The 13,721-nt window shown below is 41.8% G+C and carries 11 protein-coding genes and 1 other annotated feature; of the genes, 8 read left to right on the top strand and 3 right to left on the bottom strand.

Annotation, left to right across the window (positions count from 1 at the left end):
- Window positions 1–21: 21 nt before the first annotated feature.
- On the bottom strand, window positions 22–888 hold the full coding sequence (locus tag ACWPWY_RS09415; RefSeq protein ID WP_454191453.1) for an AraC family transcriptional regulator: 867 nt from the start codon (window positions 886–888) through the stop codon (window positions 22–24).
- Window positions 889–1,043: 155 nt separating this feature from the next.
- Here ACWPWY_RS09415 and ACWPWY_RS09410 point away from each other — a divergent pair, with 155 nt between their 5' ends.
- Window positions 1,044–2,438 carry an MATE family efflux transporter gene (locus ACWPWY_RS09410; RefSeq protein WP_454192841.1) on the top strand — a complete coding sequence of 465 codons (1,395 nt, stop codon included), beginning with the start codon at window positions 1,044–1,046 and terminating at the stop codon, window positions 2,436–2,438.
- A gap of 46 nt (window positions 2,439–2,484) precedes the next feature.
- Window positions 2,485–2,736 (top strand) — a binding site (T-box leader).
- Window positions 2,737–2,837: 101 nt separating this feature from the next.
- Entirely contained in the window at window positions 2,838–4,394 is a 1,557-nt protein-coding gene (locus ACWPWY_RS09405) for a 2-isopropylmalate synthase (RefSeq protein ID WP_454191452.1), read from the top strand.
- A gap of 102 nt (window positions 4,395–4,496) precedes the next feature.
- On the opposite strand, the gene ACWPWY_RS09400 is transcribed toward ACWPWY_RS09405, so the two are convergent.
- Complete coding sequence (locus ACWPWY_RS09400) at window positions 4,497–5,249, bottom strand: SDR family NAD(P)-dependent oxidoreductase (RefSeq protein WP_454191451.1); 753 nt, start codon at window positions 5,247–5,249, stop codon at window positions 4,497–4,499.
- Window positions 5,250–5,398: 149 nt separating this feature from the next.
- On the opposite strand from ACWPWY_RS09400, the gene ACWPWY_RS09395 reads away from it, so the two are divergent.
- Window positions 5,399–6,319, top strand: coding sequence for a LysR family transcriptional regulator (locus ACWPWY_RS09395; RefSeq protein ID WP_454191450.1), 921 nt, complete (start codon window positions 5,399–5,401; stop codon window positions 6,317–6,319).
- A 15-nt stretch (window positions 6,320–6,334) separates the two neighbouring features.
- Here the strand turns inward: ACWPWY_RS09395 and ACWPWY_RS09390 are convergent, their stop codons facing one another.
- The gene (locus tag ACWPWY_RS09390) at window positions 6,335–7,525 is read right to left on the bottom strand and encodes an FtsW/RodA/SpoVE family cell cycle protein (RefSeq protein ID WP_454191449.1); all 1,191 of its coding nucleotides are present in this window, start codon (window positions 7,523–7,525) and stop codon (window positions 6,335–6,337) included.
- Between the two features lie 180 nt (window positions 7,526–7,705).
- Here ACWPWY_RS09390 and ACWPWY_RS09385 point away from each other — a divergent pair, with 180 nt between their 5' ends.
- The 5 genes from ACWPWY_RS09385 (at window position 7,706) to ACWPWY_RS09365 (ending at window position 13,679) form a co-directional block, all read left to right on the top strand.
- The gene (locus ACWPWY_RS09385) at window positions 7,706–8,200 is read left to right on the top strand and encodes a GrpB family protein (protein WP_454191448.1); all 495 of its coding nucleotides are present in this window, start codon (window positions 7,706–7,708) and stop codon (window positions 8,198–8,200) included.
- A gap of 36 nt (window positions 8,201–8,236) precedes the next feature.
- Window positions 8,237–8,767, top strand: coding sequence for a DinB family protein (locus ACWPWY_RS09380; RefSeq protein ID WP_454191447.1), 531 nt, complete (start codon window positions 8,237–8,239; stop codon window positions 8,765–8,767).
- 62 nt (window positions 8,768–8,829) lie between these two features.
- Window positions 8,830–10,293 carry a carboxylesterase/lipase family protein gene (locus ACWPWY_RS09375; protein WP_454191446.1) on the top strand — a complete coding sequence of 488 codons (1,464 nt, stop codon included), beginning with the start codon at window positions 8,830–8,832 and terminating at the stop codon, window positions 10,291–10,293.
- Window positions 10,294–10,500: 207 nt separating this feature from the next.
- Window positions 10,501–12,819, top strand: coding sequence for a stalk domain-containing protein (locus ACWPWY_RS09370; protein ID WP_454191445.1), 2,319 nt, complete (start codon window positions 10,501–10,503; stop codon window positions 12,817–12,819).
- Window positions 12,820–12,962: 143 nt separating this feature from the next.
- A complete protein-coding gene (locus ACWPWY_RS09365) occupies window positions 12,963–13,679 on the top strand; it encodes a DUF421 domain-containing protein (RefSeq protein ID WP_454191444.1) in 717 nt (238 codons plus the stop codon).
- The last annotated feature ends 42 nt before the right edge of the window (window positions 13,680–13,721 follow it).

Raw genomic sequence — 13,721 nt, 5'->3', positions numbered from 1 at the left:
AAACAAGGAGGCTTGCGTTTTTTAATCCATAAAAAATTGCTGGCGGTATCTCCGCGGAGAGACTTTTTCCTGCTTGGTAAAGCAAGAAGTAAAATAAGCAGCTTGATTAAATCCGACTTCTTCTGCAACACGGCTGATACTGTAATCGGTTTGTACCAGTAAAAGCTTGGCCTGTTCAATTCGATATCGCTGCAGGTACTCTACTGGAGAACAGCCATACTCTTTTTGCATACAGCGAGCAATATATACCGGATGGAAATTAATGTTCAGACCCATCGTATGAGCTTTGAATTCATCTCGGTAGTGTGACCGCAAATAACTGGCTGCTTTCTCAGCACAGGCTAAAGAAGGAGACGCGGAAGGATGCACTCCTGTTGCGGCAAGCAGCTGAATCAGTTCTTGAAAAAGAACTTGCTGATTCCAGAGTGCCCTTGTCTGATGTCCGTTTTGCACAAGTCCTGTGAGCGTATCTAATAATTCTACCGTACGCTGCATTTGCGTCAAACGACCGAACTGAGGGATTTCAATCGTAAAATAATTGGGAATCATAAACTGCAGCTCAATGGCATCCTCTCTTTGATACATCTGTGACTTGTCGATGCCCCATTCTCCGCTCGTCTTAAAATGCAGCCAGTAGTAGGTTGTATCTGCAGAACAATCCTTCGTCCCATAATGATGAGCATCCGGTCTTAGAATAAGATACATCCCGGACTCAACTTGGTAGGGTTCGCCGTTCTCCATAACATCAAGTTGACCGCTAACGACGACGAGCAAATCGAAAATACCGAAATTTTTTCGATTAGGCTGTTTACCTGCATAAGGTGCCTCACACAGTCCGCTTATGATGTACTCCGGAAGAGGCGGGACCGTAAAATGTAGTGATGTCATATGGATAACCTTTCAAATCAAATTGAGGTTTTAAATTTATAAGTATGAGTTCATAAAATGATATTATAAATCCATTATACCAACTATAATTTGAAAAGTTAAAGCGCTGTATTTGTAATTTCTCTTATAGCGCCATTTTCTCATCGGAGGTTGGAATACTAGATATGGATACCAAAAAATTCACCCTGTGGGTGCTGGCTTGGCCTATTTTTATCGAGCTGTTTCTGCAATTTTTGCTTGGAGCGGTAGATACACTAATGGTCAGTCGTATTTCGGATGACGCAGTAGCCGTCGTTGGATTTTCAAATCAACTGTTTCAAGCGATGACGGTTCTGTTCACAACGGTGGCCAGCGGAGCAGGAATTCTGATCGCTCAGAAGCTGGGATCGCATAAAAAGATGGATGCCCGTGTCATTGGAATCATGGCTTTTACGGTAACAACCATCCTAGGAATGGTATGCAGTATCATTCTTGTTATATCTCCGGAAAAAATTGCAACAGCGTTACAATTACCGGAGCATCTGTTGCCGCTTGCAGGTATCTATATCTCGATTGTTGGCGGAGGCATGGTCTTGATTGCTATGATGGCCACAATGAGCACGGTCATACGGAATACAGGAAATACGAAAGGTCCTATGTATGTCGCACTTGGGATGAATGTCATTCATGTGTTTTTGAATTATGCCTTCATCTTTGGAGCCTTTGGATTTCCGCAGTGGGGCTTGACCGGCGTAGCGATCTCTACGGTAGCGAGTCGTTTACTTGCTGTCATTCTGCTTCTCCTGATGTTCTTACGGTCCTTTGAATACCGGATCAAGTGGAGGGAACTCACTGTATTTAATCGGCCCTTATTCGGTGAAATACTAAAGATTGGATGGCCGCTTGGCGTCAATATGTCGTGCTGGGTATTTTCTCAGCTCATTATTTACTCCTATATCGCTACACTTGGTGCGGCAGAACTAACGGCACGAACCTATATGAATACGCTTGAATCATTCTGTTTCCTGCTTGGGTCATCGATCGCAATGGCAGCTCAGATCCAAATTGCCCACCTCTTTGGAGCTGGTCGAGTCCGCGAAGCTTACCGGAGTGCCTACCGTGCACTGGGTGTCGGGGCGATCTATGTGATTGTAAATGCGTTAATTCTTTTTCTATTGGGGAGACAGCTTCTCGGACTCTTTACGGATGATCAGACCATTATCGCGATTGGCGCTTCCTTGCTCGGGATGAACCTCATTCTTCAGCCGGGTAAAATGCTGAATATGGCGCTAGGTAATTCACTTAATGCGATCGGTGATACGAGATTTACCATGTATATCTCGCTCGGGTCCATGTGGATCATTGCCACAGGAATGTCATATGTACTTGGGATTCATCTTGGTTATGGTCTCATTGGTATCTATTCGTGCATGATTGTGGATGAGTACTTAAGAGGGATTTTGTCTTATGTGAGGTGGCGGGGTCAGAAGTATTTGCGAAAAGCAGAAGCGGCAGAGCAGCAAAAGGCGGATGGGATGACGGTAGAACCTGCTGTAGTAATTCAAGGTTGACAAAGGAAATAAATACCAATATACTTCCATTTAACCAATTGAAAATTCAAATGTGCTGATTAGAAATAGTAGAAGTGAGGAACTCTTTCAGAGAGCCGTTGGTAGGTGTGAATACGGCAGCAGGGACCACTTTGAACTCGTCTATGAACAGCTGCCTGAATAGAGTAGGGTTCGCCGGGGTTCCGCCGTTACAAGGATAGATGGTCTTAGCCATCGAACAAAGATTGTTTCCTATCTGTACCTTTGTATAGATAAGAAACGAATTAGAGTGGTACCGCGGGTTAACCCCGTCTCTATAGCAGAGACGGGGTTTTTTGTTTGCTAAATTCCGGGTTTAGCAAGCCTCGTGTTTACATAAAATGGATTACATTCATATTTTCCGTGAGGAGGAAGTTTAAAATGGCAAATCGCAATGTATTGGTACTAGATACGACCCTGAGAGATGGAGAACAAGTTCCTGGAGCGAAACTAAACACCTTGCAGAAAATTGAATTTGCACAACAGCTGAAACGGTTAAATGTAGACATGATTGAAGCAGGTTTTCCCGCTTCTTCACAAGGAGATTTTCATGCGGTTCAACAAATCGCGAAGAAAGTAGGAGATCAAATCTCGATAACGGCTCTCGCAAGAGCGGTGAAAAGTGATATTGATGCCGTCTATGAAAGTATTAAGCTCGCACAAAATCCATTCATTCATATTGTGCTGGGAACTTCAACTATACATCTCGAGAAGAAATTCGCCCGCTCGGAGGATGCCGTCATGCAGATGGGAGTAGATGCGGTGAAATATGCAAAGACGCTGCTTCCCGAAGTACAGTATTCGACGGAGGATGCTTCGCGGTCTGATTTTGAATACTTGTGGAGAACGATTGAGGCAGTAGTGAAAGCAGGGGCAACGATTATTAACGTTCCCGATACGGTTGGATACGCCGTTCCTGAAGAGTTTGGTAATTTAGTAAGAAGAATTAATGAGCGTCTTAAGAATCTAAACGATAAAGTGATCCTGAGTGTTCATTGTCATAATGATTTGGGGATGGCAACGGCAAATACGCTGAGTGCAATTAAGAATGGGGCAGAAAAAGTAGAGTGTACCATGAATGGACTCGGTGAGCGTGCAGGGAATACCTCTCTTGAAGAAGTCGTCATGGGACTGAAGGTACGTGAGAACTTTTACGGCTGTACGACCCAAATTAAAACCAAAGAAATTTTGAAGACATCCCGGTTGCTGACGCATTTAACAGGGCTGGATGTCCAAGTGAATAAGGCAATTACGGGTGATAATGCTTTTGCTCACTCCTCTGGAATTCATCAGGACGGTTTGCTCAAAGATAAGAATGTATATGAGATTATGTCACCAGAAGAAGTCGGCGGAGAAAAAATGGAGCTTATCCTTACGGCGAGATCCGGACGACATGCATTTAAAAATGCAGTGGAACGTATGGGCTTCAGCGTTTCGAGTACAGAAGAATTTGAATTTTTGTTCGAGAAGTTCATTACCCTGGCCGATGCCAAAAAAGAGGTATACGACCATGATGTATTTTATCTGGTGACCGAACATCTTAACCAGCCTCAGACAAGGGGACATTTATATGAACTGGCATCCTTTCAAGTGGTCACGAATGATCAGTATCCAACGGCTAGTGTGGAACTGAAAAAGGGAAATGAAGTCCTTAGAGGAAGCTCCATCGGTGACGGGCCTATTGATGCGCTCTATAGTGTCATTAAAACGTTAGCGGATCTTGATGTTCAGTTGATCCACTACAAAATAAATAGTATATCCCGAGGAAAAGAGGCGGTTGGACGAGTGCATTTGCAAATCTCCTGTGATGGAAAGACGTACACAGGGCGTGCGATGGATACGGATATCATTAAGGCGAGTGCGATCGCTTATCTTAATGGGATTAACGCAGTGATCTTGGATCAGATGGAGCTTGCGGAAGACCTGGTGGAACAGTAACAAGTAATATACTTCATCACATTATGACAAAATAACGATTAAAAAGATGACTCTCAATAAACTGAGGTCATCTTTTTTTTGATTAAATCAATGAGCTACACACTATTTGAAGGACGCATAACCTTGGTCAGCCATAACCACACTGCCGTTAATCGCTTCCGCTTCTTCTAGAGATACAAGATATACGGTTTTAGCTACGGCTTCCGGTTGAGTCAGCTTGCCGCCCATGACTTTATGAGCCATCTCATTCGCCATACCTAAATCTTTATATCCTTGAATTATAGGAGTGTCTACTACACCCGGAGCAACAGCAACGACACGAATATCGTATTGTGCAAGTTCTAACGCAGCTGATTTACTCATCATAATGACAGCACCTTTGGTAGCGTGGTAAGCGAAAGAACCTGGAGATGCAAGGAATCCAAATACCGAAGTTGTATTAATAATAACCCCTTTGGTACCAAGTTCTCTCATTTTTTTGCTTGCTGCTATGATTCCGTGGGCTACTCCGTGTTGGTTCACATTAATAACCTGGTGGTAGGTATCCCAGTCAAGAGCAGCAACAGGGGTAGGCAGACCAATTCCCGCATTATTGAACATGACATCAATACGGCCGTATTGTTGTACGGTTTGCTCTACAAGCGCTTCTACACTTTCATAATTAGACACATCGACTTGAATAAATGCAGCTTCGCCGCCATTTTTCTCAATCAAAGCAACCGTTTCTTTACCGCCTGCTTCATTATAATCTGCAACAATAACGCGGTCGCCTTTTCTTGCGAAAATGAGGCTTGTTTCGCGACCAATTCCACTTGCTCCGCCTGTAATAACAGCAACTCTTTTTTCATTACTCATGATAAAATCCTCCGATGTAAACTACTTATTTGTGATATGAATCATTGCTTTTTTTGACTTGGAATTAGTATATACTCGTTTAGATCTTAAATATATTTAAAGTATTTTAAGTAAAGTTAAGAATAATTTAACTAAAGGAGGGGAGATCTATGAACATAGATCAACTCTTGTATATAACGGAAACGGCTAGAACTGGATCTCTCACAAAGGCATCAGAATCGTGTAATGTTACGCTATCTGCGGTTAGTCAGGCGATTACGAGTCTGGAGAATGAATTAGGATTCCCTTTATTTAAAAGATCACGAGCAGGAGCTATTCCTACAGAAGAAGGAAAACGTATTTTATCCAAAGCATATAAAGTGCTAGAAGCATTTGATGAACTGAAAAAAGAGGCTCAAGTTCAACCTGAACAGCTTACAGGTATCATCAGAATTGCGACCATTCCGCTTCCAACACTGATCTACACCGATGCGATTATTGATTTTAAGAAGCAGTTTCCCGGAGTTACGCTTGAATTATGTGAGATGAGTACGAATGATATCATTCATGAAATGAATGAAAGACGTTTTGATGTGGGACTGATTATATTTGAAGAAGAACTGAGAAATCAGCATAAATCGTTATTATTCGGTAAGCTGATCCAGCAAGAAATGGTCGTTGGGGTTAGCAAGGGCTCTCCCCTTGCCTTACAGGATTCGATTACACCGGAGGAGATTCTGAAACATCAGATTGTTTTATATAAAGACGACCTGCTGCTGAAATTTTACGAAGATCTCCAGCGGGATTACGGAAAAGGTCAACTGTTATTTTCCACGAATCAGACTTCTGTCATTTCCAAATTGGTTCGAGAAAATGTGGCGATTACGATTGGATTTGATTTGTCGTTTGGTAAACATGCGCATATGTCCAGCAGTGATATTGTAGTCTTGCCACTCACGATTCCAACCTCGGTCTCCTCTTATGTAGGATGGGTACAACCGAACAGGAGAAACATCCCAAAGCAAGTATCTATTTTCTTGAATCAGTTGGCGAATCAATATCACTTTCATGAACTTAACGAAAAATGGTAAGAAAAAAGAACCGCCTCATAAGGCAGTTCTTTTATTTAGCTGTAAGCTCTCTGTGCTTGATAACATATCATCGATTTCATCATCATTCACTTTAATACTCAGAACTACACCAATGCAGAGCATATTAATGAGTAGAGAAGAACCTCCAAAGCTAAGAAAAGGTAAAGTAATCCCCGTCAAAGGCATAAGTCCGATAAACATGCCAACGTTCTCGAAAATTTGATAGATAAACATAGCAACAATACCAACAATCAGGATAGGACCCGCTTTATTTTTACATTCCAGCGCGATATAGATCAGCCGGTAAATAAGGATGAAATAGAGGAATAATAATAGAGATACACCTAGAAATCCAAACTCTTCCGCAGCGACGACGATAATGGAATCTGAATAGGTATACGGAACATAACCAGTCTGGACCATCGTCCCTTGCTTATATCCCTTTCCAAGTAATCCGCCCGAGGCAATCGCGATTTTCGCATTTCTTGTATGGTAAGAAGCATCTTTGCTTGCTTCTTCAGGCATAAGCCACGGATCGATACGATCGAGCCAGTGCCCTTTTTCCGTATTAGAAAGGTAAGTAGTGATTTGATCATGAAATGTAATATATGACTTAATGCCACCAACCGAAAGAACGGCGATGAGTAGTAGTATGATAAGTGCATGTCTGTTCTTGATGTCCCCGATCCACAACATACCGATTAAGATGATCAGGTAGCTAAGTGCATTTCCCATATCATTTGTTTTCATAACTAAGGCAAATGGCAGGAGTGTGACCAGGGAAAGGGGGATGATATTTCTCCAAAAGGTAAGTTTCTTGTTCTGTTTTATTAAGATACCACCAAGCGTTATGATGAGTATGATTTTAAAAACTTCCGCAGGTTGTACATTAAATAAATAAGGGATAGAGATCCATCCCCTGGAGCCGTTGATGACCTTTCCGAAAAACGAGACGTATACAAGCAGTAAAATTCCTGCTCCGTAGATATACCAATAATATTTCAATATGAGTTTGTAGTGAAAAAATGCAGTCACGAATAAAGCGGCAAAACTAAGCAGGTAATAGATTGCCATTTTTGTTTCGGAACCGGCAAATTTTTCGGGACTATATTGAATTCCGCTATGAATCAAAAGGATGCTGGCTAGCATGAAAAAACAAAGGATCCAGATGATTGTGGAATCTATCTTTTTTAGTTTTTGCAACATGTAAATCAATCACTCCTTTGCTAAGCTAGTGCTAAATCTCACTAAATTATAGATGAATATAGATTTATTTACCAATCCAGAAGGAGTTTTCATCCGGATTTCGAATGTTTGAAAGATAGTACTTTGGTTTAAATGGATGGTCATTCATCCCTACTCTATACATAAGGAGAGGAAGCAAGTATGGAAATCGTATCTTTCGCAAGAAATAAATATAATGAACAGGCGACAGAACTATTTTGGCAGGAAAATAAGAAGTTGAAGGAACTTCTTCAACATGCAGATATTCATCATGTAGGAAGCTCAGCAATTCCCGGCACCCTGACGAAAGGAGATGTCGATATTCAGGTTCGAGTAAAGCAAGAAGACTTTGATGAAGCAACTCGGGTGCTAGAATCTTTATACCCAGTTGATGAAAAAGGAGAACAAACGACTTCTTTTCGTTCCTTTTATACAGAGGAGACAATCCTGCCACTCGGTGTTCAGCTAACGGTATGTCATACCAAACATGATGTATTTCATAAATTTCGTGATGTATTGTTGATTAATGAAGGATACCGAGATCAATACGATGAACTGAAAGCTTCCTATGAGGGAAGGGATATGGCGAGTTACCGAGAAGCCCAGCATCATTTTTTTGATCAGTTAAAGAAAACACCGGAATATAGAAGCATGTAATACTGGAGAATGCACGCATACTGGGAGGAATACAAGATGGTACAATTTAATGAAATTATCCCTTACATGGACGGAGTAAGAAATCAATTGCTTGAAGTTCTAGGTTCTTTTGGTCCCGACGAGAAAGGGTTAAAAGAAGTAGAGAACGGCTGGAATGTCACAGAAATCGTAGAGCATTTAGGCAAATTAGAAGGCATGATCCAGCATCAGCTGAAATTGGCACTTGCTGCTGAACCGATTCTACCTTCAGAACCACTACATGAAAAGAAAACGGATGTTATGGATATTGTTAAAGAGAGCGGATTGATCGAAAAAAAAGTGGACGCACCTGCATTAGCAAAACCAAGCGGTCAACTAAGCTATGAACAAGCAATGGATCAGCTGAATGAGATTCGAGCGGAATCGAAAATGATAATTCATCAGCTGGCCGAAAGGAATACGAATGATCTGAAGTTTCCTCATCCGGTTGGTTTTGAATTAAATGCGAATCAGTGGGCTCATTTTATCGCCATCCATGAAATAAGACATATTGGTCAATTGCAAAGAATTCGTAAAGCACATCAATAAAAATGGTTTATTAGTTATAACAAACGTTCGAAGAAGTGGACATCAGGAAGGAAGGATATGAGATGAGAGAGCTGCAAGTAGATACAAGATATGGTGTGTTAAAGGGACAGAACATAAATGGAGTCGCCGTATGGAAGGGAATCCCTTATGCGAAACCGCCCGTGAATAAACTGCGTTTTGTAGCTCCCGAGCCGCCTGATTCCTGGGAAGGCGTCAAGGAAGCTGATGAGTTTGGACCTGAATGTATTCAACCAAGAACAGAAGGAGGATTATTTCAGACGCCAGGATATAAGCCGAAAGAATCTGAAGATTGTCTTTATCTGAATGTATGGGCTCCTGAGCATACAACCAAACGTAAGCTTCCGGTCATGGTATGGATTCACGGAGGTGCTTTCGTTACAGGATCAGGGAGTTCTTCGTTCTACGATGCAACACAGTTCGTAAAACGGGGTGAAGTTATTGTTGTTACTTTGAACTATCGACTTGGTCCTTTTGGATTTATGCACTTATCGCCGCTTGGTGAATCATTTATTTCAAACGCGGGACTGCTTGATCAGATTGCCGCCTTGGAATGGGTAAAAGAAAATATAGACGGTTTTGGAGGAGACCCTGGCGCAGTGACTGTGTTTGGTGAATCGGCAGGAAGTATGAGTATTGCTGCTCTTATGGCAATGCCAAAAGCAAAAGGACTCTTTCAACAGGTCATTATGCAAAGCGGTGCTTCTCAGCATATACCAGCAGAACAAGCTGCTCAGGTTACAGCTGGAATGCTTCAGATGCTCGGAATTCGTTCTGACGAGGTTCACAAACTGAAAACCCTGCCTGCGGAACAAATCCTTGCTGCAGGAGAACGTTTCAAAGAGCAAACAGGTGCAGGTCTGGCCTTGTTATTTCAGCCCGTGATGGACCAATCAACCCTTCCAAAATCACCTATTCAAGCAATAAAAGATGGAGATGCCCATGACGTACGGCTTCTTATTGGAACGAACCTTGACGAAGGAGCACTATTTATTCGTCCAGATACAGAAATTATGAATGATGGTGATATGGTGCGAGCGATGGAAATGATGACAGGTGTACCTGACGGGCATGAAATCGTTTCCCAGTATCCAAAAACAACAGATGGACAGGCACAGCTAATGACAGATCTATTCTTTTGGCGTTCCTCCGTTGAGTTCGCAGCTGCTCAGGCTAAGTATGCACCGGTGTTTATGTACCGCTTCGATTGGACGCTTGCAGGTCATCCGTTGTTAAATAAAGCAATTCATGCAGGTGAAATTGCTTTTGTATTTCATAATTTGCAGTTTTTTACCTCGATGGGAATTACGCTAAGTGATTCGATGCAGCAGCTTGCTTCTAGGATGCAAGACGCATGGATTACCTTTGCTAAAAGCGAAGTTCCAAATCCAGGTGATTACCATTGGCCACCTTACACAACAGAACATAGAGAAACCATGATCTTTAATTCAGATATTGAAGTGATTCGAGATCCGGATCAAGAAAAAAGAATACGTTTAGGATTGTAATAGAAACCAACCCCTTGATGAGCCAATCTCATTAAGGGGTTTTTAGTGTAATCCTGGCGAAAAAAAGAGAAATTATCTCACTATTTGGAACATTTTATCACTTATTATAGTTTCAACCCATTTAATTAGAAACTTTTTCAAGAAATTAGCGTCTAATAGTAGACGAATTCGAAGAGAATAGAAAATAGAATCAAAAGGAGTCTAAGCATGAAACTGAAGAAATTATCTATGCTGGCCGTTCTAGCTTTGTCCCAAGTGGCAACAGCAGTCCCGGTAAGCGCACAGGAAGTAGCTACTTCTACTGCAAATCAGGTCGTTGCTCAGGAAGTATACGGAGAGAAAAAAACGGCAGAAGAAGTACAAAACGCACCACAAACACGTGTAACAAAACAAGAAACGGAAAAAGCAGCGCAAACAGAACCAGCAACAGCTACGGATTCAAAAACATCGAAAGCCGCTGGGATCTCTGAAGATACAGAACCTGCAGTATCATCAGGACCAGCAACAGAGAGCTCTAAATCAACAGAGGAGACAACCGTACCGAATGAAAAAAAGGATGGAATTACAAATGAAGTGACGACAACACCTAATGTAAAGCCAGCACCGAATGAAGCGTCTGCGGAATCAAAATCAGCGACTAAGACGGCTCCAACTACATTACCAACGGATTTGGTTCTTTATTTTAACAGTACAAAAATGGAACAAGGAGGAGTAACATACAATGCTCCTCAGCCTATGCAAGTGAAAAAGGGAATATCTTATGTTCCGATTCGCGCTCTCGTGGATCGTGTAGGGTATAAAGTAAGTTATGATAAAAAGACGAAAGAAACGGTCATTGTCAGTGGTGCGAATGAACTCCGGTTCAAGACAAACAGCAGTAAATACACGGTAAACGGCGTGACCAAAACGATGAAGGGCACTTCCTATCAGACGAAAAATACGTTTATGGTTCCTCTGACTGCGATCACAGCAGCCCTCGACATTAAATATAAAGTCGATAATGTAGGTAAGAAAGTCATCATGAATCTGGCCACCAAACCTGTTGCTAAGTTCACGATTCAGCCGGGTGAGATTATGGCGGGGCAAACGGTAGTTACATACAGTACAGATTCTTCTTCACCGCAAGGGCTATCTATTGTTGACGAACGTTGGGAAGGAAAACAGGAAGTGTTTGCATCTGCTGGAAAGTATGATGTTTCCTATTCTGTTCAGGATTCAAATGGCACTTGGAGCGATCCATATACAGTGACAATTGAAGTGAAACAGCCTAATCTTCCCCCAGTAGCCTTATTCATGACGGATAAAGAAGAGTACAAAATGGGTGAACTCATTACGATCACGGATCAAAGTACGGATGACGGTACCATTGTAAAACATGACTGGAATAACAGCGCTTATGCGTTCTTCACACCAGGTCCTAAAAATATCAGCCTGACGGTGACTGATGATAGTGGACAAACCGCTACTTTTGAAAAAACGATTGTTGTATCAAGTGAGACGCTCTATTCACAAGATGAATTTTATCGTATGTTCTTGCCAGCCGGCGAAAAATTCGTATTTGATGGTTCAGCAGTTCCAACTTGGACTAAAGTGCCTTATACATTTAGCGATGAACCAAGTACTCTGATCCGTAGTAATAGCCCGGAAACCGTGAATTCGGAAGGGGTTGTATACCAAGAAACGGCAGTGGGTAACACGCGCTTCATGATTCACCATGTGAATAATACAGGCAAGAATGTGAAGATGTACGTAGTTGCAACCAATACGAACTTCACAGAAGCAACGATTAAAACAGAAAACCTTGGCTTTGCAGGGCCAAGCCCGATTGCAACGGCTGCTGGTAAATCATCAGTTGAACGATATTTTCAGTCGATGCAAGATGGAAGCAAGCGTTCATCCATGACCCTTGCTCCAGGCGAAAGCAAACTTGTGATGACGGAACTAAATAAATCTGTTATGAAACAGGGCGGCGTGATCTCGTTATTCTCTGACATGAACAGTGACTTACCCATCCAATACGATGTCATCATGATTGATGAGAAACTGGAACCGTTAACTGTGCTTGAGAAACTTCCTATTCTGGATCGGGATGGCGTTCATAACCGAGGTACGTACCCTAATTCGACCCGCGTTATTCGTTATTCGGAACCGGTAGGAGCGACTTCTATGCGTCTAGCACTGGGAGATAATCAAGATGATCCAAACCTAGCAGGTATGGACCCAATGCTCGGTGTAGAAGCTTCTAACTCAGGGAATTTTGGTGTATTATACAAAATCACACTTGACCGCGTAGCGCCAAATACATTGATCTCTTTTAATCCGCGTGGAGGAAAGTACTCTGGTTATGCAATGGTTAACGGAGATATAGTTGCGATCTATTCTAAAGGTCAAGTTAGTGCTCCAAATGAGCAAGCGGTACTCTACCGCACAGGTGACTATGAGCAAAAAGTAGAAATTCTACTGACGGCAGCACCAGGTAGTAACCTTCCTGTTAACTTGCTGTTTACACAAATGCCGAAAAAATAAATACGTTTGTAGAGAGCCGTCTTCTATGAAATATAGGAGACGGCTTTTTTATGTGGGGGAAATTGGGAAGTAGATGTATGATATCACGGACTCTTTAATGGGTAATAGAAATGGAATAGTATCAGTATAAAGAGGTGTAAAACGTGGATGAATACATGCTTCTCCTAATTAAACTCACTACTGCCTTTGCAGGATTATGGGCGGCAACAAGATTAATAGGAAAAAGAGAAATAAACCAGTTGTCCCCTTTTGATTTTATATCAGCCCTCGTATTCGGGGACCTAGTAGGAGATACCATTTACGATGAAGAAGTGTCCGTGTGGAAGCTTGTTTTTTCATTAATAGTATGGGCGTTACTATCCTATGTATTTGATAAAATCATGGAATACCGTAAATCTATACGTAAAAAACTAGAAGGAAATCCGGACTTGTTAATCATGAATGGTGAAATCGATATGAAAGCCATGAAGCGAAACAAAGTGGAATTTGAAGAATTGAAAATGATGATGCGACAACAAAATGTTTTTTCATTAAGCGAGGTGGCTTTTGCAGTATATGAAACAAACGGTTCGCTTAGTATTTTGAAAAAATCAGATTCCGATCAACCGAGTCGAAATGATCTTGAACTGGAGACCAAATCGGTTGAACTTCCCCGAACTTTAATCGAAAATAGTAAGCTGAATAAAGAAGCTCTAGCTGCAATTCACAGGGATGAAAACTGGCTGCTTGAAGAATTGACCAAGCAGGGTTATCAAACTATCGATTCCGTTTTTTATGCAGAGTGGACAGAAGATGGAGAAGTTCGTATCATTCATCGTCATCACGGTGTTGCTAAGAATAAACACGAAATTGAGTTGTAGCACATGATCAATAGGAGCTTATGATAAAGATGGCATGCATCT

It is taken from the genome of Paenibacillus sp. Marseille-Q7038 (assembly GCF_965111595.1).
The sequence above is the reverse complement of the archived record's forward strand: the minus strand, read 5'-3'. Positions and strand labels throughout refer to the sequence as shown.

Bases quoted from the DNA above. Each gene is read 5' to 3' on its own strand.
- ACWPWY_RS09415 (WP_454191453.1), bottom strand. From the start codon at position 888: ATGACATCACTACATTTTACGGTCCCGCCTCTTCCGGAGTACATCATA.
- ACWPWY_RS09405 (WP_454191452.1), top strand. From the start codon at position 2,838: ATGGCAAATCGCAATGTATTGGTACTAGATACGACCCTGAGAGATGGA.
- ACWPWY_RS09400 (WP_454191451.1), bottom strand. From the start codon at position 5,249: ATGAGTAATGAAAAAAGAGTTGCTGTTATTACAGGCGGAGCAAGTGGA.
- ACWPWY_RS09395 (WP_454191450.1), top strand. From the start codon at position 5,399: ATGAACATAGATCAACTCTTGTATATAACGGAAACGGCTAGAACTGGA.
- ACWPWY_RS09390 (WP_454191449.1), bottom strand. From the start codon at position 7,525: ATGTTGCAAAAACTAAAAAAGATAGATTCCACAATCATCTGGATCCTT.
- ACWPWY_RS09385 (WP_454191448.1), top strand. From the start codon at position 7,706: ATGGAAATCGTATCTTTCGCAAGAAATAAATATAATGAACAGGCGACA.
- ACWPWY_RS09380 (WP_454191447.1), top strand. From the start codon at position 8,237: ATGGTACAATTTAATGAAATTATCCCTTACATGGACGGAGTAAGAAAT.
- ACWPWY_RS09375 (WP_454191446.1), top strand. From the start codon at position 8,830: ATGAGAGAGCTGCAAGTAGATACAAGATATGGTGTGTTAAAGGGACAG.
- ACWPWY_RS09370 (WP_454191445.1), top strand. From the start codon at position 10,501: ATGAAACTGAAGAAATTATCTATGCTGGCCGTTCTAGCTTTGTCCCAA.